This is a genomic window from Dermacoccus sp. BD5 (genome assembly GCF_044878485.1).
GTDB lineage: Bacteria > Actinomycetota > Actinomycetes > Actinomycetales > Dermatophilaceae > Dermacoccus > Dermacoccus nishinomiyaensis.
On sequence record NZ_JANJER010000004.1, the window covers coordinates 104849 to 124195 of the forward strand.

Annotated in this window: 18 protein-coding genes; 12 read left to right on the plus strand and 6 right to left on the minus strand. The window is 70.1% G+C overall.

Features of this window, described 5'->3' with window-relative positions; all coding sequences use genetic code 11:
• The first annotated feature begins 1 nt into the window (after position 1).
• From kdpC to NQ706_RS04915, 3 genes are read left to right on the plus strand one after another with little or no spacing between them, the layout of a single operon-like run.
• On the plus strand, positions 2-574 hold the full coding sequence (kdpC, locus tag NQ706_RS04905) for a potassium-transporting ATPase subunit KdpC (RefSeq protein WP_038569584.1): 573 nt from the start codon (positions 2-4) through the stop codon (positions 572-574).
• Between the two features lie 37 nt (positions 575-611).
• Positions 612-3251, plus strand: a complete 2640-nt coding sequence (locus NQ706_RS04910; protein ID WP_038569582.1) for an ATP-binding protein — start codon at positions 612-614, stop codon at positions 3249-3251.
• Positions 3248-3925 (plus strand): response regulator transcription factor, encoded by a 678-nt coding sequence (locus NQ706_RS04915; protein ID WP_038569579.1) that lies wholly within the window; start codon positions 3248-3250, stop codon positions 3923-3925. Before NQ706_RS04910 ends, NQ706_RS04915 begins: the two co-directional genes overlap by 4 nt.
• 18 nt (positions 3926-3943) lie before the next feature.
• On the opposite strand, the gene NQ706_RS04920 is transcribed toward NQ706_RS04915, so the two are convergent.
• Entirely contained in the window at positions 3944-5095 is a 1152-nt protein-coding gene (locus tag NQ706_RS04920; RefSeq protein ID WP_051806207.1) for a metallophosphoesterase, read from the minus strand.
• 36 nt (positions 5096-5131) lie between these two features.
• Here NQ706_RS04920 and NQ706_RS04925 point away from each other — a divergent pair, with 36 nt between their 5' ends.
• Positions 5132-5602, plus strand: a complete 471-nt coding sequence (locus tag NQ706_RS04925; RefSeq protein ID WP_038569576.1) for a GatB/YqeY domain-containing protein — start codon at positions 5132-5134, stop codon at positions 5600-5602.
• 89 nt (positions 5603-5691) lie between these two features.
• On the opposite strand, the gene NQ706_RS04930 is transcribed toward NQ706_RS04925, so the two are convergent.
• A complete protein-coding gene (locus NQ706_RS04930) occupies positions 5692-6024 on the minus strand; it encodes a WhiB family transcriptional regulator (RefSeq protein ID WP_081873748.1) in 333 nt (110 codons plus the stop codon).
• A gap of 198 nt (positions 6025-6222) precedes the next feature.
• Here NQ706_RS04930 and NQ706_RS04935 point away from each other — a divergent pair, with 198 nt between their 5' ends.
• From NQ706_RS04935 to NQ706_RS04955, 5 genes are all read left to right on the plus strand, one after another.
• Positions 6223-8616: a transglycosylase domain-containing protein gene (locus NQ706_RS04935; RefSeq protein WP_051806205.1), complete on the plus strand. Its 2394-nt coding sequence runs from the start codon at positions 6223-6225 to the stop codon at positions 8614-8616.
• Between the two features lie 138 nt (positions 8617-8754).
• Positions 8755-8910 carry a DUF4177 domain-containing protein gene (locus tag NQ706_RS04940; protein ID WP_006943980.1) on the plus strand — a complete coding sequence of 52 codons (156 nt, stop codon included), beginning with the start codon at positions 8755-8757 and terminating at the stop codon, positions 8908-8910.
• 3 nt (positions 8911-8913) lie between these two features.
• Entirely contained in the window at positions 8914-9378 is a 465-nt protein-coding gene (locus NQ706_RS04945; RefSeq protein WP_038569573.1) for a RidA family protein, read from the plus strand.
• An 8-nt stretch (positions 9379-9386) separates the two neighbouring features.
• The gene (locus tag NQ706_RS04950) at positions 9387-10283 is read left to right on the plus strand and encodes an NUDIX domain-containing protein (RefSeq protein ID WP_051806203.1); all 897 of its coding nucleotides are present in this window, start codon (positions 9387-9389) and stop codon (positions 10281-10283) included.
• A gap of 13 nt (positions 10284-10296) precedes the next feature.
• Complete coding sequence (locus tag NQ706_RS04955) at positions 10297-11118, plus strand: MBL fold metallo-hydrolase (protein ID WP_051806201.1); 822 nt, start codon at positions 10297-10299, stop codon at positions 11116-11118.
• Positions 11119-11190: 72 nt separating this feature from the next.
• Here the strand turns inward: NQ706_RS04955 and NQ706_RS04960 are convergent, their stop codons facing one another.
• On the minus strand, positions 11191-11868 hold the full coding sequence (locus NQ706_RS04960; RefSeq protein ID WP_006943962.1) for a Crp/Fnr family transcriptional regulator: 678 nt from the start codon (positions 11866-11868) through the stop codon (positions 11191-11193).
• A 215-nt stretch (positions 11869-12083) separates the two neighbouring features.
• On the opposite strand from NQ706_RS04960, the gene nth reads away from it, so the two are divergent.
• Both nth and NQ706_RS04970 read left to right on the plus strand, forming a co-directional pair.
• On the plus strand, positions 12084-12917 hold the full coding sequence (gene nth / locus NQ706_RS04965) for an endonuclease III (RefSeq protein ID WP_038569571.1): 834 nt from the start codon (positions 12084-12086) through the stop codon (positions 12915-12917).
• Complete coding sequence (locus NQ706_RS04970) at positions 12917-13597, plus strand: CoA pyrophosphatase (RefSeq protein ID WP_038569568.1); 681 nt, start codon at positions 12917-12919, stop codon at positions 13595-13597. The genes nth and NQ706_RS04970 overlap by 1 nt, the downstream gene beginning before the upstream one ends.
• A 127-nt stretch (positions 13598-13724) precedes the next feature.
• Here NQ706_RS04970 and NQ706_RS04975 read toward each other — a convergent pair whose 3' ends face one another.
• The 3 genes from NQ706_RS04975 to acs form a co-directional block, all read right to left on the minus strand.
• Entirely contained in the window at positions 13725-14129 is a 405-nt protein-coding gene (locus NQ706_RS04975; RefSeq protein WP_006943992.1) for a phage holin family protein, read from the minus strand.
• A 152-nt stretch (positions 14130-14281) separates the two neighbouring features.
• Entirely contained in the window at positions 14282-15649 is a 1368-nt protein-coding gene (gene nhaA / locus NQ706_RS04980; RefSeq protein WP_081873747.1) for a Na+/H+ antiporter NhaA, read from the minus strand.
• Positions 15650-15957: 308 nt separating this feature from the next.
• Entirely contained in the window at positions 15958-17907 is a 1950-nt protein-coding gene (gene acs / locus NQ706_RS04985) for an acetate--CoA ligase (protein ID WP_200874220.1), read from the minus strand.
• Between the two features lie 223 nt (positions 17908-18130).
• Between acs and NQ706_RS04990 the strand changes: the two genes are divergently transcribed.
• Positions 18131-18991 carry a hypothetical protein gene (locus NQ706_RS04990; protein WP_038569563.1) on the plus strand — a complete coding sequence of 287 codons (861 nt, stop codon included), beginning with the start codon at positions 18131-18133 and terminating at the stop codon, positions 18989-18991.
• Positions 18992-19347 lie beyond the last annotated feature (356 nt).

Genomic DNA, 19347 nt, shown 5'->3' on the forward strand with positions numbered 1-19347 from the left:
CATGTTCGTTCTCCGTCAGAGTTGGGCCGCGCTGCGTGCGCTCCTCGTCCTCACCGTCGTCCTCGGCATCGCCTACCCGCTGCTCGTCACGGGCGCGGCGCGGGCGATGCCGGCCCGGGCGGACGGCTCGATCGTCCGCACCGAGGGCCGCGAGGTGGGTTCCAGCCTCATCGGCCAGCCCACGAGCGACGCGAAGTGGTTCGCGGCGCGCCCGTCCGCCGTCGACGCCCCCGGCGCCGAGAGCGGCGGCTCGAACCTCGGCCAGAACGCCGACGAGCAGAAGAAGGCGATCGCCGAGCGTCGCACGGCGCTGACGAAGGCCAACCCGAACGCGACGGGTCCGATCCCGGACGACGCGCTGACCGCGAGCGGCAGCGGCGTCGACCCGGACATCAGCGTCGCCTACGCCCGCTGGCAGGCACCACGGATCGCCGAGGCCCGCGGGATGAGCGTCGCCGACGTCGAGAAGATCATCGACGCCCACATCGAGAAGCCGGCCCTCGGCTACCTCGGCGGCAAACGGGTGAACGTGCTCGACCTCAACGTCGGACTCGCGCAACGCGCCGCTCGCTGAGCGGGCGGAAACCGCGACGGCAGAAGAAGATGGACGCATGACACGAGGCACGCTGCGCATCTACCTCGGCGCGGCCCCCGGCGTCGGCAAGACCATGGCGATGCTCGCCGAGGGCCGACGCCGGGCCGAGCGGGGGACGGACGTCGTCGTCGGTTTCTGCGAGACCCACGGGCGCACCGCGACGGCCGCCGCGCTCGAGGGCCTCGAGGTCATGCCGCGACTGCGGCGCGAATACCGGGGCGCGACGCTCGAGGAGATGGACCTCGACGCCGTGCTCCGGCGCGCGCCGCAGGTCGCGCTCGTCGACGAACTCGCGCACACCAACGTGCCGGGCGGCCGCCACGAGAAGCGGTGGCAGGACGTCGAGGACCTGCTCGCGGCGGGCATCGACGTCGTCTCCACCGTCAACATCCAGCACCTCGAATCGCTCAACGACGCGGCGTTCGCCATCACCGGCGTGCTGCAGCGCGAGACGGTGCCGGACGTCGTCGTCCGGCGCGCCGAGCAGGTCGAACTCATCGACATGGCGCCCGAGGCGCTGCGACGACGGATGGCGCACGGCAACGTCTACAAGCCGGAGAAGGTCGACGCGGCGCTCGCCAACTACTTCCGCCAGGGCAACCTGACGGCCCTGCGCGAGCTCGCGCTGCTGTGGCTCGCCGACCGCGTCGAGGAGAGCCTGACGGCCTACCGCAGCGACCATGACATCGTCGGTACGTGGCCGACACGTCACCGTGTCGTCGTCGCCCTCTCCGGTGGGCGCGAGGGCGCGACGCTGCTGCGCCGCGCCGCCCGCATTGCCGCGCGCGGCAGCGGCGGCGAGATGCACGCCGTCTTCGTCGTGCGCGACGACGGCCTGCGCACCGCCGAGGCCGACGTCGTCAGCGGTCTGCGACGCCTCACCGAGGAACTCGGCGGGACGTTCCACACCGTCAGCGGGCCCGACGCGGCCGAGGCCGTCCTGCACTACGCGCGCGGCGTCAACGCCGACCAGATCGTCGTCGGCCTCAGCCGGCGCTCGCGGGCCCAGGCGATGCTGCGACCCGGCACGGGCGAGCGCATCATCGCCGGCTCGGGCGAGGACATCGACGTCCACGTCGTCACGCACGAGCTCGCGCACGTGGGCTCGTCGCCGACCGAACGTGAGGGGTTGTCGACGCGCCGCGTCCGGCTCGGCTTCCTCACCTCGGTGACCGCCCCTGCGCTGCTGAGCGCCCTGCTCGTGCCGCTGCGCTCCGGCGTCGGGCTGCCGCTCATCGTGCAGCTGTACCTGCTGCTCACCGTCGTCGTCGCGCTCATCGGCGGGATGGCGCCCGCGATCACGGCCGGCGTGCTGTCGTCCCTGCTCATCAACTGGTTCTTCACCCCACCCATCGGCACGCTGACGATCTCCGACCCACAGAACGTCGTCGCGCTCGTGCTCTTCGTCGTCATCGGCGCCGCCGTCTCGCTCGTCGTCCACGCGAGCGCCCGCCGGGCCGCCGACGTCAGCGCCTCGCACCAGGAGGCGACGGCGCTCGCCGAACTCAGCCACACGATGCTGTCGTCCGCCGACCAGCTCGCGCTGCTGCTCACGCGCTCGCTCGAGATGTTCGACCAGGACGCGGCGGCCGTCGTCCGCACCCGCGGGCCGGGTCGCAGCGTCATCGCCTCGACGGACGGCTACAGCGACGTCGCCGCGCAGGCGCTACCGCGCGAGAAGACGACGGTCGAGCGCATCGACGACGAGCACGACCTCGTCCTCGTGGGGCGCCCCGTCCCCGCCGAGCGGCAACGGCTGCTCGGGGCTTACGCGATGCACGCGGCGGCCGTGCTGCACCGTCGGGCGCTGCTCGACCTCGCCGAGTCGGCCGACACCCTCGCGCGCGACAACAAGGCGCGCACCGCGCTGCTGTCCGCCGTCTCCCACGACCTGCGCACGCCCCTGGCCGGCATCAAGGCCGCCGTCGGCAGCCTGCGCAGCGACGAGGTGACGTTCTCGCCCGAGGACGAGGCGGAACTGCTCGAAGCCGTCGAGACGTCGGCCGATCGCCTCGATGCGCTCATCGGCAACCTGCTCGACGCCTCACGGCTGCAGACCGGCGCGCTCGTCGCGAACCCGCGCGAGATCGACCTCGCCGAGGTCGTCACACCCGCGGTGCGCGCCCTCGAGACACCCGATCGCGTCACCTGGCACCTCGACGACGCCGCGCGCCACGTCGTCGCCGACCCCGGCCTGCTCGACCGCGTCCTCGCGAACGTCCTCGAGAACGCCCTGCGTCACGGCGGCAGCGACGGCGTCGTCGTGACGACGAGTACGCTCGGCCCGCGCGTCGAACTACGCGTCGCCGACCACGGCCCCGGCATCCCCGACGAGGCGCGCGAAGAGATATTCCGGCCTTTCCAGCGCTACGGCGACGCACCCGCGGGTGACGGCATCGGGCTCGGTCTCGCCGTCGCGCGCGGCCTGACGGAGGCAATGGGCGGCATGCTGGAGGCGGAGACCACTCCCGGTGGAGGTGTCACGATGGTCATCGTCCTGCCGGCCGTGGCGAACGCAGCGGGTGCGACGAGCGAGGCCGAGCCCGGCGCTGAATCGGAACCCGAGTCGGCGCCCGAGGCCCGGCCCCAGGACGCTGAGGCCGACCAGCCGGTCGATACCCGGTTCGCAGACGCAACCACGCGCGGTGACTCATGAATGAACGAGTGCTCGTCGTCGACGACGACCCGACGATCGCGCGGACGCTGCGCATCAACCTCAAGGCGCGCGGCATGGACGTCGAGACCGTCGGGTGCGGCCTCGATGCCCTCAGCACGTGCGCGGACGCCATGCCCGACCTCGTCGTCCTCGACCTCGGCCTGCCCGACCTCGACGGCGTCGAGGTGCTGCGCCGACTGCGTCAGAGCTCGAGCGTGCCTGTCATCGTGCTGTCGGCGCGTCAGGAGGCCGACGACAAGGTCGAGGCGCTCGACGAGGGAGCCGACGACTACGTGACGAAACCGTTCGGCATCGAGGAGCTCATGGCGCGCGTGCGGGCCGCGCTGCGGCGAGGTGGCGCCGAACCGTCCGGCCCGGCGCCCGTCGTCACCGAGGATTTCTCGCTCGACTTCACGACGTACGAGGCGAGCGGGCCGACGGGAGCCGTCCACCTCACGCCGACGGAATGGCGTCTGCTCGCCGAATTGGCGCGCCACCGCGGGCGCGTCGTGCCGCACGAACAACTGCTGCGCGCCGTGTGGGGGCCGCAGTACGGACGCGAGTCGAACTATCTGCGCGTCTACTGCGGGCAGTTGCGTCGCAAGCTCGAACCCGAACCGTCCCGCCCGCGCTGGATCGCCACCGAACCCGGCATCGGCTACGTGCTGCACTGACGCGCCGTGCAGGGCTCGTCAGTGCGCCTTCGCCGTCAGCGTGATGAGTGTCGCCTCGGGACGGCAGGCGAAGCGCACGGGCGTGTACTTGTTGTGTCCGAGCCCGGCGGAGACGTGCAGCCACGCCGCGTCGTCGGGCGCGGCGGACGACGGCAGCGCGGTGCGGCGCCGTTCGCGCGCCGTGGCCTCGGAGCGCGAGACGGAGTCGTTGTGCACGCGGTGGGCGTCGAGGACGTCGAAGCGCTCGCCGATCTCGGCTGCGGTGTCGAGGGGCGAGCCGTCCGGTGCGGGCGCACCCGGCCCGATCGGCACGGGCTGCGTCGAGTCGACGCCTGAGGCGCCGGGCCACCAGCGCGAGACGCCCTTGACGCGTGAGGTGTCGAGGTCGCAGTTCGTCACGAGTGCGCCGTGGAACGGCACGCACAGCTGCCCGCCGTGCGTGTGTCCGGCGATGACGGCGTCCGCGCCGTCAGCCGTCATCGCGTCGAGAACGCGCGTGTAGGGCGCGTGGACGACGCCGATCGTCGCGGCCACCTCACCTCGGCGCGACGCGGCCTCGCCGGCGACCTGCGCGTAGTCGTCGTACTCGAGGTGCGGGTCGTCGACGCCGACGAGCTCCAGCGCCGCGCCGTCAGCCCCCACCTGCACCCGTTCGCGTCGATGCGTGAGGTCGAGCCAGCCGCAGGCGGTGAAGCCGTCACGCAGCTGGGCGATGTCGAACTCGCCTGTCTGCATCGCCGCGCCCTTGGCATGCGAGTCGTCGAAGTAGCGCAAGGGGTTCTTGAGCTTGGGGTAGAAGTAGTCGTTCGAACCGAAGACGAACGCGCCGGGAAACTCCATGAGCGGCTCCATCGCGCGCATCGCGGCGGGGATGGCGTGCTCGTCGCTGAGGTTGTCGCCGGTGTTGATGACGAAGTCGGGTTCGAGCCGCGCGAGCTGACGCACCCACTGGATGCGTCGTTCCTGACGCGGCACGATGTGCAGGTCGCTGACGTGCAGCACCCGCAGCGGCGCCGTCCCGGGGGCGAGCACCGGCATCTCGACGCGGCGCAGCGCGTACCAGTTGCGCTCGATGAGCGAGGCCCAGGCCAGCGCTGCCGCGCCGCCGGCGGCCGTGCCTGCAGCGGCCAGCGTCAGCGCCCGGGGGAGGGGGCGGGCAGGAAAACTCATGCGGGGATTCTCGCACCGGGGTGGAAGAATGGCCGCATGAGCGAAACCGGCGCCACCACCTTGAAGGCCACTCTCCACACCGACCTGACCGACGCGATCCGCGAGCGCGATCAGGTGCGCAGCGCGACGTTGCGCATGGTCCTGACGGCCGTGTCGAACGCCGAGGTCGCCGGCAAGGAGCACCGTGAACTGAGTGACGACGAGGTGCTCGCCGTCATCGTCAAGGAGGCGAAGAAGCGCCGAGAGGCGGCTGACGCCTACGTCGGCGCCGGGCGCACCGAGCTCGCCGAGAAGGAGAACGCCGAACTCGCGTGTCTCGAGGGGTACCTGCCCAAGCAGCTGAGTGACGACGAGATCGACGCGATCGTCGCCGAGGCCGTCAACGCCACGGGTGCATCTGGCATGAAGGACATGGGCAAGGTCATGGGCGTCGTCAAGCCCAAGATCGGCGAGCAGGCAGAGGGCGGGCGCGTCGCGGCGGCCGTCAAGAAGGCGCTCGCGGGCTGATCAGCCCGCCACGGGCTCAGGTGCCCGAGCAACGGTGAGGGCCGTGCCGACCCCAGCGGTCGGCACGGCCCTCACCGTTCGTGCATGTCTCAGCTCGCGCGGCGGATGCCTGCGGCGACCTCATCGGCGCGCGCCATCTTGAACAGCGTCGCCCACGACTTGACGTCGGGACGGCGACGCAGCAGCGCGCGGCGCTCACGCTCCGTCATGCCGCCCCAGACGCCGTACTCGGTGCGGTTGTCGAGCGCGTCGGCGAGGCATTCGGCGACGACGGGGCAGCGCTGACAGATCGTCTTCGCCGACTGCTGTGCAGCCCCCTTGGCGAACAGTTCGTCAGGTGCCGCCGCGGCGCACTGGGCGCGGGCGGCCCAGTTGTCGTCCCAGACGGGCGTCTGCGTCTCTTCTTCGGCCATGATCGTCATCGGTGCCCTCCCCTTGTTGGTGCGGATGACGGTGTGGCGTGCGCCACGTGCAAAAGTTGCTATACGCACAGTAGGCGTGGTTACTGGTGAGTTTCCATGGGGATTGAGTACTAAAAACGTTAGTACACGCAGCGTGCGGAGGGCGCGCCGAATCGAGCCTCGAAGGCTTTGACAGGCTGCCCCGATACGCTGAGCGGCATGCGTGGAAAGTCTCCTGCCGCCGATGCGTCGGCCAAGAAGCAGGCGAAGAAGCAAGCCCGGAAGAAACCTGACGGTCGCCGTCAGCGTTCTGCGATGGGCTCGGTTCTCAGCCTCCTCGGCGCGTTCGTCGCCACCTCGATGGCGTTGGGCCTGCTGTTCGCGGGCCTGCTCATCCCCGCCACGGGCCTCGCGGGCGCGAGCGTCAAGGGCGGCGTCAAGGAGTTCGACGACATGTCGGGCACGCTCACCGAGAACGCCCTGAGCCAGCAGTCGAAGATCTTGGCGAAGGACGGCTCCGTCATCGCCACCCCGTACGACGAGAACCGCATCGTCGTGCCGTCGTCGGCCATCCCGAAGGTGATGAAGGACGCGCAGGTCGCCATCGAGGACGAGCGCTTCTACGACCATGGCGCACTCGACCAGCGCGGCATCCTGCGCGCCGTCGCCGCGAACCTCGTCTCCTCGAGCACGCAGGGCGCCTCGACGCTGACGCAGCAGTACGTCAAGGTCGCGGCCCAGCGCGCCGCGATCGAGAGCGGCGACAAGGAGGAGGCGAAGAAGGCCGTCGCGCAGCACGGCACCGACGCCTACGTCCGCAAGATCAAGCAGCTCAAGATGGCGGTCGAGCTCGAGAAGACGCACACGAAGGATCAGATCCTCACGAGCTACCTCAACCTCGTCTTCTTCGGTGACGGCACGTACGGCATCGAAGCCGCCTCCCAGCATTACTTCGGCCACCCGGCGAAGGATTTGACGCTGCCCGAGGCCGCGACGCTCGCGGGCGTCGTCAACCTGCCGGGTTCGACCGACCCGGTGCACAACCCGAAGGCCGCGGTGAAGCGCCGCGACATCGTCCTGCAGAAGATGATCGACCAGGGCAAGGTGAGCGAGGCCGAGGGCAAGGCGGCCATCGCGAGCCCACTCAAGACGAACGTCACGAACGTCGCCGGTGGCGGTGGCTGCCAGGGCAGCAAGTACCCGTACTTCTGCGACTATGTCACCGACTGGGTCGCCGACCAGCCCGCGCTCGGCGCGAACCGCAAGGAGCGCCTCGCCAAGCTGAAGACCGGCGGCCTGACGATCCAGACCTCGCTCGACCCGAAGAAGATGTCGGCCCTCGACTCGAACCTCAAGAAGCGCGTTCCTGTCGGCAACGGCGCGGACGTGCAGGCAGCGGGCGTCATCATCGAACCCGGCACGGGTCTCGTCCAGGCCATGTCGCAGAACGCCAAGTACGACGTCGCCGGATCGAACCACTTCTCCACGTCCGTCGACTGGGTCCGCTCGGGCTTCCCCATCGGTTCGACGGCGAAGATCTTCGCCATCGTCGAGGCGATGCGTCAGGGCCGCGCCGTCGACTCGACGGTGAACGTTCCCGCCATGAACGGCACGAAGGGCGGGCGCCCGGTCTACAACTTCACGTCGAAGACGTTCCCCGGCCAGTGCGGTCAGGGTGCCGGCAACTGGTCCGTCGGAAACGACCACCCGGTGTCGTCCGGCCCGATGAGCCTGAGCAAGGCCACTGCCGAATCGGTCAACACCGCCTTCGGAGCCCTCGTGGCGTCGCTGGGGCCGTGCAAGGTGCGGGACACCTTCAAACTCATGGGTGTTCAGGCCCGTGACCTCAACACGGGCGGGTGGCGCGACATCCGTCGCGACCCCTCGTCGATCGTGCTCGGCTCCGACTCGTCCTCGCCGATGATGATGGCCAACGCGTTCGCCACCGTCGCGGCGGACGGCAAGTACTGCGCACCCCGCCCCGTCGTCTCGATCAAGCAGGCGAACGGCAAGCCGGTGGCGCTCAAGGTCGAGGCGTGCAAGCAGGTCATCAGCCAGCAGGAGGCTCGCGGAACGGCGAAGATCTTCACACACGTATTCGACAGCGACGGCACCGCCTCTGATGCCAAGCTGGCCGACGGGCGGGAAGCTTTCGGCAAGACCGGTACGGTCGACGGATCCCTGCACACGTGGTTCGTCGGCTCGACGAAGCAGCTCTCCACGGCCGTCTGGGTGGGGCGCGGATTCGACAACAAGAACCCGATCAAGAACGTCACCATCGGGGGCAAGCACATCGGCACCTTCCTGTACGGCGGCGACATCGCGGCGCCGGTGTGGAAGGAGACGATGGACACGATCTCGAAGGGCATGCCCAAGGCGAAGCTCGCCGAACCCGACAAGGCGACCAAGCAGGGCGACGAGGTGAGTGTCCCCGACGTCAAGGGCAAGAGCGAGGCGGACGCGAAGTCGACACTCGAGAAGGCCGGTTTCCTCGTCACCGTGTCGAAGCAGAACTCCGGTGACGTCTCCGGCGGGCAGGCGTTCAAGACCGACCCTGCGGCCGGCCAGAAGCTCGGCAAGGGCAAGAAGATCACGCTGTACGTCAAGCCCTGATCGTCAGGTGCTGGGCGCCGACTGACGCAGGCTCGCGAGGCCCACCCCGTCCTGGGGTGGGCCTCGCGCCGTCAGGGGGTGGGGTCTGCCTCGGGCCGCTTCGACCGTGACGGCGGTGGGTGGCTCTAGGGTGGAGGCATGCAGAAATGGGAATACTTCACCGCGCCGATCATGGTCCACGCCACGCAGCAGATCCTCAACAACTTCGGTGAGGACGGCTGGGAGCTCGTGCAGATCGTGCCCGGCCCCGACGGCAACGGTCTCGTCGGCTACTTCAAGCGCCCCAAGGCCTGAGCGATGAGCGCGATCGAGAAGCGTCTCGCGGAGCTCGGGTTCGAACTGCCCGAGGTCGCAGCGCCCGTCGCCGCGTACGTCCCGGCGGTTCGTGACGGCGACCACGTCCACACCTCCGGCCAGTTGCCCATGGTCGCCGGCAAGCTGCCGCTGACGGGCAAGGTCGGTGCCGAGGTCAGCGCCGAGCAGGCTGGCGAGCTCGCTCGCACGTGTGCGCTCAACGCGCTCGCGGCGATCAAGAGCGTCATCGGCGACCTCGATCGCGTGACGCGCGTCGTCAAGGTCGTCGGGTTCGTCGCCAGCGACCCGTCGTTCACGGCCCAGCCGGGCGTCGTCAACGGCGCCTCGCACCTGCTCGGCGATGTCTTCGGCGACGCCGGCGTGCACGCGCGCTCGGCCGTCGGCGTGGCCGTCCTGCCCCTCGACGCACCGGTCGAGGTCGAGATCACCGTCGCCGTTCGCGACTGAGGGGCCTCGTGACCACGTCGTCGCAGGTGCGCGAGTTCCCGATCGGGCCGTTCCGCGAGTCGTCCATGCGCTGGCTCGACGCCGTCGGCCGGGGCGAGCCGGGCGACGAGGCGACGCCCTCGCAGGCGGCCACCGTCATGCTCGTGCGCGGTGAACCGCTTGAGGTCTTCATGATCGAGCGCGCCTCGACGATGGACTTCGCGCCGTCGACGTGGGTGTTTCCCGGTGGGCGGGTCGACGCAGCCGATGAGGACGTCGTGAAGGCCGGGTCGCTCGACGGTTTCGACGCCGAGGACGCGGGGCGCGACCTCGGGATCGACGCCGACGCGGCAGGCGCCGTCGTCGTGTGCGCCCTGCGGGAGTTGTTCGAGGAGGCGGGCGTGCTGCTCGTCGACACGAACGTACGCGGGAACGCAGTCGGCGACGGAGCCGAAGCTGGGCTCGCAGCTGAGACGGATGGCCCAGCCGAGGCTGCGGGGCCTGACGTCGAGCTACGCACGCGCCTCGAGGCGCACGAGGTGACGTTCGTCGACGTGCTCGCCGGGCGGCGACTGCGCGCCGACCTCGTCGCGGCCGTCGACCGCTGGATCACCCCGCCGTTCGAGAAGCGACGCTTCGACACGTGGTTCTTCACGGCGTTGCTGCCGGAGGGCGCCGTCGCCGATGCCGTCTCGCGTGAGTCGCAGCGTGGCCGCTGGGTGCGCCCGCGGGAGATGCTCGACGAGATGGCGGCCGGTCACGTCCGGCTCCTGCCGCCGACCCGCACCGCTCTGGTGCGGCTGACGCGCGCCGTGAGCGCGTCCGAGGCCCTGACGCAGGCGCGAGCTGCAGCGTTCGAACCGACCCGTCCCGAACCGCTCATGGGCCCCGACGGCCCGTACCTGCGAGCCCGTATCAACCTCTGAGGGAGCACCTTCCGTGACCGACCAGGCGACCACGCATCCACTGCCCCCTGGCGTGCTTCACGTGCGCTGCGACAACCCGAGCGCCATGACGCTGAGTGGCACGAACAGCTATGTCATCACGCGAGCTGACGGCGTTGCCGACGGCGGCGAGCGCGCGCTCGTCATCGACCCGGGGCCGGACGAGCACGGGCACGTCGGTGCACTCGTCGACGCGCTGCGCGGCGTGAGTAACGTCGACGTCCTGCTCACGCATCATCACGACGATCACGAGGGCGGCGCGGCGAGGCTCGTCGAGCTGCTGTCCGAGGCGGGGGGCTCGGCGCGCGTCTGGGGCGGCGACCAGGGTATCCCGCTCGTCGACGGGCAGATCTTCGACGACGTCCAGGTCGTCTTCGCGCCCGGTCATACTGCGGATTCGGTCGGGTATGTGCTCGAACGCGACGGCGATGTCGTGCTGTTCAGCGGCGACACGCTGCTCGGCGGCAGCAGTTCGTTCATCGCCCACCCCGACGGCGACCTCACCGACTACCTCGTGACGCTCGACGTGCTCGAAGCGGCCCTCGAGGCAACCCCCGGCGCCGTGCTGGCACCCGGGCACGGCGACGTCGGCGGCGACGCCCTCGCCGTCATCGACGCGTACCGGCATCACCGCAACGAGCGGCTCGACGAGGTGCGGGCCGCGCTCGCCCAGGCACCGTCCGACGCTGATGACGCCGCGCGCGTCGACGCCGTCATCGACGGTGTGTACGGCGGCGTCGACGCGGCCCTGCGCCCCGCCGTCGAAGCCGTCGTCGCGGCGCAGTTGGCGCATCTGACGCGTATTGGCGAAGTCTGAATCAAGCGCTGACGGACGTCGAAGGCCGCCCCACCGATTCGGTGGGGCGGCCTTCGCCGCGTGGGGGAAGCCTCAGCGAGCGCGACGCTGCAGACGCTCGACGTCGAGCAGCGTGACGGCGCGTGCCTCGAGCTTGAGCCAGCCGCGTCCGGCGAAGTCGGCGAGGGCCTTGTTGACCGTCTCGCGCGAGGCGCCGACGAGCTGCGCCAGCTCCTCCTGCGTCAGGTCGTGTGCGACGAGGACGCCACCGTCGACCTGACGGCCGAAGCGGCTCGCCAGGTCGAGCAGCGCCTTGGCGACGCGGCCGGGAACGTCGGTGAAGACGAGGTCGCCGAGCGCCTCGTTGGTGCGGCGCAGGCGGCGCGCGATCGAACCGAGCAGCTTGACGGCGACCTCGGGGCGCGTCGAGACGAACTCGGTGAGCTCGGCGTGCCCGAGCCCGACGAGGTCGGTGCCGGCGACGGCGGTCGCCGTCGTCGTGCGGGCGCCCGGGTCGAAGAGGCTGAGCTCACCGAACATCTCGCCGGGGCCGAGTACGGCGAGCAGGTTCTCGCGGCCGTCGGGGGAGCGGCGGCCGAGCTTCACCTTGCCGGAGGTGATGACGTAGAGCCGATCGCCGGGCTCGCCCTCCTCGAACAGCACGTCACCACGTTCGATGCGCGCACGCGACATGCGCTGAAGAAGAGCCTGCGCATCCTCGTCGCTCAGCGCAGCGAAGAGGGGGGCCTGACGCACAACATCGATGTCCACCTCTCCATCCTGCCACGTTTCGCGTGACGGGCCGCACAGCACAGCTGTTTACTGCTGGGCGACGTGATGTGACGGCCCCCACCCACGGGCCGTCGGAGGGGGTTGTCAGCGCTGCGTTCTAGGGTGTGAGCATGAGTTCTTCCCCGTCCGTTCCGGCCGGCGACGCTGGCCCGGCGGCCTCCTCGTCAGGGCCCTCGACGTCGCCCGCGCGCAGGATGCCGCGTCGTGCTGCCGCGCGCCCCGAGACGCACACGGCGCTCGTGCGACAGGCGCGTCGCATCTACCGCACGCTGATCGCCCAGTACCCGTACGCGCGAGCCGAACTCGACTTCGAGTCGCCGCTCGAACTGCTCGTCGCCACCGTCATCTCGGCGCAGACCACCGACGTCGGCGTCAACAAGGTGACGCCGGTGCTGTTCGCGCGCTACCCCGACGCCGCGGCGCTCGCGGGCGCCGATCCGGCCGAGATGGAGGAGATCCTGCGTCCGACGGGGTTCTACCGGGCCAAGACGCGCGCCGTCATCAAGCTGAGCCATGACATCGTCGAGCGCTTCGACGGTGAGGTGCCCGGCCGGCTCGACGACCTCGTGACCCTGCCCGGCGTTGGCCGCAAGACGGCGAACGTCGTGCTCGGCAACGCGTTCGGCGTGCCCGGCATCACCGTCGACACGCACTTCGGGCGGCTCGCGCGCCGGTTTGGGTGGACGACGTCCGAAGACCCCGTCAAGGTCGAGGCCGAGGTAGGTGCGCTGTTCCCGAAGAAGGACTGGACGATGCTCAGCCACGTCGTCATCTTCCACGGCCGGCGCATCTGCCACGCCCGCCGCCCGGCTTGTGGGGTGTGCCCGGTGGCGCAGTGGTGCCCGTCGTTCGGCGAGGGGGAGATCGACGCCGATGCAGCCCGCAAGCTGCTCAAGTACGAACTGGCCGTGCCGAAGGGCGGTGAGGCCCACGTAGGCCTCCTCGTCGACGGCGCTGAACCCGACGCCTCGTTCTCGACCGGGCATCGGGGCACTCCGACCGTCCCGCGGCACTCGGGGCTCGCGTGATGACGGACGCGCCCGAGGCGCCGGCTTGGTTGCATCGCGTCCACGAGCTCGGCTCCTCGGACCGGCTGCGCGGTGCCTGGCCGTCGCCCGAGCCCGGGGCCCGTGAGTCGGCCGTCCTCATCCTCTTCGGGCCGACGGACGGCGCGATGGCGGGGCTCGAGTCGCTCGACGAGCAGGGCGGTGGGGTCGATGTCGTCCTCACTCAGCGCGCGGATGCGATGCGCACGCATGCGGGGCAGGTCTCGTTTCCCGGCGGGGGAGTCGAGCCCGACGACGCGGACGCCGTCGCCACGGCGCTGCGTGAGGCGCACGAGGAGATCGGTCTGTCGCCGGCGGGCGTCGAGGTGCTCGGAGCGCTGGCACCCGTCGCGCTGACGGTGACGAACTTCGCCGTCACGCCGGTGCTGGCGTGGTGGCAGCAGCCGTCACCGGTCGCGGCGCTCGACCCGATCGAGGTGGCACACGTCGCGCGGGTGCGCGTCAGCGACCTCATCGATCCGGCCAACCGTCACACCGCGACGCATCCGCGCGGTTTCGCCGGGCCGGCGTTCACCGTCGACGGGCTGTACGTGTGGGGTTTCACAGCGTTCCTGCTTGACGCCGTGCTCACCGCTGCGGGGCTCACCCGCGCCTGGAACACCGACGATCGCCGTCAGGTGCCGCAGCGGTTCCTGCGCTGACGTCGGCTGTCGCCTGGAGCGGTGGCGTTCCTGGGGGCGTCCAGATCGTGCGGGTATGACGAAGGCGGCCCCCCGCATGGGGAGCCGCCTTCGTCGAGCGTCCGACGCGAGCGTCAGACGTGGTGGATCACTTGGCGGGCTTGATGGCCGCGACCGTCGCCTGCGCGTTCTCGATCGTCTTCTCGGGCTTGCCCTTGATCTTCTTGAGGGCCTTGATGCCGATGAGCGCGAGCACCGCGGCGACGACGGCGAGGATGCCGGCGACGATGAGGAATCCGGCCCACGGGTTCCAGCCGAAGATGTTCGACAGGCCGTAGGCGAGGGACGTCAGCAGGAAGCCGAGCATGAAGAGTGCAAGGACGCCCGCCGCAGCGAGCATCCCGCCGCCCTTGCCGGCCTTCTGCGCATCCGCCTTGATCTCGACCTTCGCGAGGTCGATCTCACCCTTGACGATGTTCTGCAGGTCGGTGGTGGCGTCCGAGACGAGCTGACCCAGCGTGCGCTCGGTGCCTCGCGTGGTGTTGAGAGCCATGGGGTTTTCTCCTGTCAGCAGGCACTCGCTCGAGCTCGAGTGAGGTGGCCTGGCGCGTCAGACAATTCGTACTTGCCCCACAGACTACCGATTCGTGGGGTTTCGCGCCCACCGGGCCACAGGATGTGGCGTGTCGGTGGGCTGCGGGCGGGTCAGGCCGTGCTGGGGCGCTGGTAGACGTCGGGGATGCCGTCGTGGTTGTCGTCCCGCTCTTCCTCCTCGGCGAGCTGGGCGTAGACGCGGTTGCGTCGTGCCAGCACGATGCTGGCGAGCGCAGCCGACAGCAGGCTGCCGAGCAGGACGCCGATCTTGACGTGGTCGTCGGCGGAACTGCCTGATCCGAACGCGAGTTCACCGATGAGCAGGCTGACGGTGAAGCCGATGCCGCCGAGCAGGCTGAGGCCGAAGACGTCGCTCCACGTGAGGTTGTCGTCGAGTTCGGCGCGTGTGAACTTGCTGACGAGGAACGTGCTGCCGAAGATGCCGACCGCCTTGCCGAGCACGAGCCCGGCGATGACGCCGATCGTCACGGCGTCCGTCAGCGTGTCGGTGATGCTCGTGCCGACGACGGTGACGCCCGTCGAGAAGAACGCGAAGACGGGCACCGCGAAACCGGCGGAGTAGGGGTGCAGGCGCTGCTCCATGCGGTCGGCGATCGCGTGCTTGCCCTTGACCGGCACGAGCAGGCCGAGGACGACACCGGCGATCGTCGCGTGGATGCCCGAGTTGAGCACGCACACCCACGCGGCGATGGCGAGCACTCCGAGGACGACGGGGTTCTTGAGGCCCCGCTGAACGGCGACGCCGAAGAGCGCGATCGGCACGATGGCCGCGACGAGCCACGTCAGCGAGAAGCCGTGGCTGTAGAAGATCGCGATGATCGTGATGGCGATGAGGTCGTCGACGACCGCGAGGGTGAGCAGGAACGAACGCAACGCCGTCGGCAGGTGCGAGCCGATGACGGCGAGCACCGCCAGCGCGAACGCGATGTCGGTGGCCGTCGGGATCGCCCACCCCTGCGCGCCGTCGCCACCGGCATTGATAGCGGCGTAGATGAGAGCGGGGACGGCGACGCCGCACACGGCCGCGATGACGGGAACCGCCGCAGCCGAGGGGTTCTTGAGATCGCCGACGACGAACTCGTGCTTGAGCTCGAGGCCGACGACGAAGAAGAACAGTGCGAGCAGACCGTCGGCCGCCCAGTGCGCGACGGACATGTTGAGCCCGAGGAAGTGCGGGCCGATGTGCGCGTCGCGCAGCACCTCATAGCTGTGGCTCCACGGCGAGTTCGCCCACGTCAGCGCAGCCACGGCAGCCATGAGCAGCAGGACGCCACCGATGGTCTCCGTCTGGAGCAGTTCCTTGACGCGCCTCGCCTCGGGCCACGTGCCGCGGGTGAACATTCGCTTGGCCATGCGACCTGCCGTCGCGACGGGGGCTTGGTGCGCGTAGGTCTTGAAGTCCTCGAACTCCGGCGGCTCGTCACTCATCGGAGGGAGGGGGTTCTTGTTGCCGGGCATGGGCGGCTCCTCGGGGGTAGCGCTGAGCAGGGGCACCCGGTGGCTCGTGAGCACTTCTCGGGCGGCCGACCAGACTTCCCGGCACACCAATTGCTGAGAATTCTACGGGAGTTCGCCCCACGTCCGATCCGACGTCCGGTGCGCGGGACGCCCCTGCCCCCGCCAAGCAGCCCCGTCCAACTGGCCCCACCACGCGATGGCGGGTAACTCACACGCCGGCAGGCAAGTGCCCGCCTACCTGTGAGTTACCCGTCATCGTGAGCCGGTGAGCCGGTGAGCCGGTGAGCCGGTGAGCCGGAGGCGAAGAGCTACTTCTTCAACCCCGCCTGGATCTGAGCCATGACGCTCGGGTCGGCCAACGTCGTGGCGTCACCGGCTTCACGGCCCTCGGCGACATCCTTGAGCAGGCGTCGCATGATCTTGCCCGAACGCGTCTTCGGCAATTCGTCGACGACGAGCACCTGTCGCGGCTTCGCGATCGGCCCGATCTGACGACCGACGTGCGTGCGCAGCTCCTGGACGAGCTCTTCGCGGGCTGCGTCTTCGGCGTAGTTCTCCCGCGATTCTTCGCGCAGGATGACGAACGCGCAGACGGCCTGGCCGGTCGTCTCGTCCGCGGCGCCGACGACGGCGGCCTCCGCGACCGTGTCGTGGCTGACGAGCGCCGACTCGATCTCGGAGGTCGACAGGCGGTGACCGGATACGTTCATGACGTCGTCGACGCGGCCGAGCACCCAGATGTTGCCGTCCTCGTCGCGCTTCGCGCCGTCACCGGCGAAGTACATGTCGGGGAAGCGCGACCAGTACGTGTCCTCGTAACGCTGACGGTCGCCCCAGATGCCGCGCAGCATCGACGGCCACGGGTCGCGGATGACGAGGTAGCCGCTCTCGCCGTTCGGCACGCTCCTGCCCTCCTCGTCGACGACGTCGGCGGTGATGCCGGGCACGGGCGCCTGCGCCGAACCGGGCACGAGCGCCGTAACGCCGGGCAGCGGCGACATCATGATCGCGCCAGTCTCCGTCTGCCACCACGTGTCGACGATCGGGGCCTCACCCGCGCCGATGACGTCACGGAACCACATCCACGCCTCAGGGTTGATCGGCTCACCGACCGAGCCGAGCACCCGGATGCTCGACAGGTCGTACTCCTGCGGGATCTCCTCGCCCCACTTCATGCAGGTGCGGATCGCCGTCGGCGCCGTGTAGAAGATCGACACCTTCTTGTCGGCGATGATCTCCCACCAGCGACCCTGATGCGGGGTGTCGGGCGTGCCCTCGTACATGACCTGCGTCGCGCCGTTCGCGAGCGGGCCGTACGTGATGTAGCTGTGGCCGGTGATCCAGCCGACGTCGGCGGTGCACCAGTAGACGTCCGTGTCGGGGTGGACGTCGTGGACGACGGCGTTCGTGTACGCCGCCTGCGTCAGGTAGCCGCCCGAGGTGTGGAAGATGCCCTTCGGCTTCCCCGTCGTCCCCGAGGTGTAGAGGATGAACAGCGGGTGCTCCGCATCGAAGCTCTCGACCTCGACGACGGGTTCGGCTGCCTCGAGCGCCTCGTCCCACCACATGTCCTTGTCACCCATCGTGACGTCCTCGCCGGTGCGCTTGACGACGAGTACGCGCTGCACGCTCGTCTCCCCGCTGACGGCCTCGTCGACGTCCGGCTTGAGCGCGCTCGGCTTGCCCCGACGATAGCCGCCGTCAGCGGTGATGACGACCTTCGCCTCACCGTCGGCGATGCGGGTGCGCAGCGCGTCCGCCGAGAAGCCGCCGAAGACGACGGAGTGGACGGCGCCGATGCGCGCGCACGCGAGCATCGAGATGACGGCCTCGGGGATCATCGGCAGGTAGATCGCGACGCGGTCACCCGCTTCGACGCCGGCGGCGCGCAGAGCTCCGGCGGCGCGCTGCACGCGCTCGGTGAGGTCGGCGTACGTGATGGCCTGCTCGTCGCCCGGCTCGCCGACGAAGTGGATGGCAACGCGCTCGCCGTTGCCCGCCTCGACATGGCGGTCGGCGCAGTTGTAGGCGACGTTGAGCTCACCGCCGACGAACCACTTCGCGACGGGCGCGTCGGACCAGTCGAGGACCTCGTCGAAGTCCTTGCTCCAGGTGAGGCGCTCGCGGGCCTGCTTCGCCCAGAACGCGAGGCGGTCGGCGCCGGCATCTTCGCACAGCGACGCCTGGCCCACGGCCTGGGCCGTGAAGGCCTCGCTCGGGGGGAAGGGGCCGGGCGTGGGGTCGGGGGTTTCGCTCATGGCGGGCGCTCCTTGCTTCGTCTCGGACACTCCGGCGTCGGCCGCCGAGCGGGCGGGCGCCGGGCCTGCTCGCGCTCGGATCGGGGGAGGCCCCGGATCGTCGGCGCGATGAGGTGTGGATCACAGGCGTCAACCCTTTTCTATCGCATCGCCCGGGTGGCGCGTCGAGGGCGGTTCGCATACTGACGGGTAGCAAGCGTGGGGCGCTGAGTACGCTTGCGCCATGACTGCGACCGTCGACGCCGTGCGTGCCCTTGCCGACCTGCCCGAGGTGGGCGAGAGCGTCGATCGTGCCCGTGAAGCCTGCACCGAACTGCGCTGGCACAACGCGTTGCGACGGCGCATCCCGCAGGCCGCCGCCGAGTCGCGTGTGCGCGGGGCGCGGGCCAGCGCCGCGCTGGACGGCGCCGAGGTCTCCGTCGACGTCGTGCGTGAGTTGGTCGTCGGGCTGACGTCGTGGCCCGAGGAGCCCGACCCGCTCGAGCGGGCGCTGCGCGGCGCGGTGCAAGCCACCGCCGAGACGGAGCATGCCCGAGACCTCGTGCTGACGTCCCCCGCTCAGGCCCTCGCACGCCTCCACGTCGCCGTCGCGGGGTCTTCGGCGGGTGTCGATCTGCCGCCCGACGCCGTAGGACGCCCCCGTCGCGATGACGAGGTGTGCGCCGAACTCGTCGAGGTCGGAGCGCCCGTGCCGGCACTGGAACTTCCCGCGCGGCTCGGAGGGCTCTACGAACTCGTCGCGTGCCATGACAAGGCACCGGTGGCGGTGGTCGCCGCCCTCGCTCATGCCGAGATCGCGACGATGCGCCCCTTCGTGCGCGGGAACGCGATCGTGGCGCGAGGTTTCGAGCGGGCCCTCGTGCAGGCCGCCGGGCTCGACCCGACGGGAGTCTGCGTGCCCGAGGTCGGCCACCTGCGCGAGGCGAGCGCGGGATACGTCGGGGCGCTCGCGGCGTATGCGACCGGCTCCGCGGACGGGGTTCGCCTGTGGCTGACGTTCTGCGTCGGCTCGTACGAGCGGGGCGCGCGTGAAGGCATGCGCATCGCGGACGCCGTCCTCGCCGGGCGGCTCGGCGGATCATAGGCAATGGTCACCCACTCCAGGGTGGAGTCTTGGCGTAGTGTGGGTGAAGTCTCAGTAAATCAACAGGTTCCGGCTTGGATTGGCGTGCCCACCGTGACATATTGATGGAGTGCGCTCCCTTCGGGTTGAGCGCTGGCGTGCATGCCGCACCCCCAAGGGTATGCACGCATAGACAGCCCCCGTCGTCCCCCCGACGGGGGCTGTCGCTGTTCTCGGTCGGTGGGTGCAACGGGGCCGGAATCCGGCGGGCCCCGACGGAGGCGCTGAGGCCGCGGCGAGCGGGTGCGTCATCCACAGGCTGTGACGGCTACGGCCGGTTTTTGCCCTCGCCTGCAGGCTGATCCACAGGTTCGGCT

What these genes read in the sequence shown, in the direction of transcription:
- NQ706_RS04930 (WP_081873748.1), bottom strand. Translation starts at nt 6,024, where the DNA reads ATGACGATCATGGCCGAAGAAGAGACGCAGACGCCCGTCTGGGACGAC.
- NQ706_RS04935 (WP_051806205.1), top strand. Translation starts at nt 6,223, where the DNA reads ATGCGTGGAAAGTCTCCTGCCGCCGATGCGTCGGCCAAGAAGCAGGCG.
- acs (WP_200874220.1), bottom strand. Translation starts at nt 17,907, where the DNA reads ATGAGCGAAACCCCCGACCCCACGCCCGGCCCCTTCCCCCCGAGCGAG.
- NQ706_RS04990 (WP_038569563.1), top strand. Translation starts at nt 18,131, where the DNA reads ATGACTGCGACCGTCGACGCCGTGCGTGCCCTTGCCGACCTGCCCGAG.
- NQ706_RS04915 (WP_038569579.1), top strand. Translation starts at nt 3,248, where the DNA reads ATGAATGAACGAGTGCTCGTCGTCGACGACGACCCGACGATCGCGCGG.
- NQ706_RS04925 (WP_038569576.1), top strand. Translation starts at nt 5,132, where the DNA reads ATGAGCGAAACCGGCGCCACCACCTTGAAGGCCACTCTCCACACCGAC.
- NQ706_RS04910 (WP_038569582.1), top strand. Translation starts at nt 612, where the DNA reads ATGACACGAGGCACGCTGCGCATCTACCTCGGCGCGGCCCCCGGCGTC.
- NQ706_RS04940 (WP_006943980.1), top strand. Translation starts at nt 8,755, where the DNA reads ATGCAGAAATGGGAATACTTCACCGCGCCGATCATGGTCCACGCCACG.
- kdpC (WP_038569584.1), top strand. Translation starts at nt 2, where the DNA reads ATGTTCGTTCTCCGTCAGAGTTGGGCCGCGCTGCGTGCGCTCCTCGTC.
- NQ706_RS04920 (WP_051806207.1), bottom strand. Translation starts at nt 5,095, where the DNA reads ATGAGTTTTCCTGCCCGCCCCCTCCCCCGGGCGCTGACGCTGGCCGCT.
- NQ706_RS04970 (WP_038569568.1), top strand. Translation starts at nt 12,917, where the DNA reads ATGACGGACGCGCCCGAGGCGCCGGCTTGGTTGCATCGCGTCCACGAG.
- nhaA (WP_081873747.1), bottom strand. Translation starts at nt 15,649, where the DNA reads ATGCCCGGCAACAAGAACCCCCTCCCTCCGATGAGTGACGAGCCGCCG.
- NQ706_RS04945 (WP_038569573.1), top strand. Translation starts at nt 8,914, where the DNA reads ATGAGCGCGATCGAGAAGCGTCTCGCGGAGCTCGGGTTCGAACTGCCC.
- nth (WP_038569571.1), top strand. Translation starts at nt 12,084, where the DNA reads ATGCCGCGTCGTGCTGCCGCGCGCCCCGAGACGCACACGGCGCTCGTG.
- NQ706_RS04975 (WP_006943992.1), bottom strand. Translation starts at nt 14,129, where the DNA reads ATGGCTCTCAACACCACGCGAGGCACCGAGCGCACGCTGGGTCAGCTC.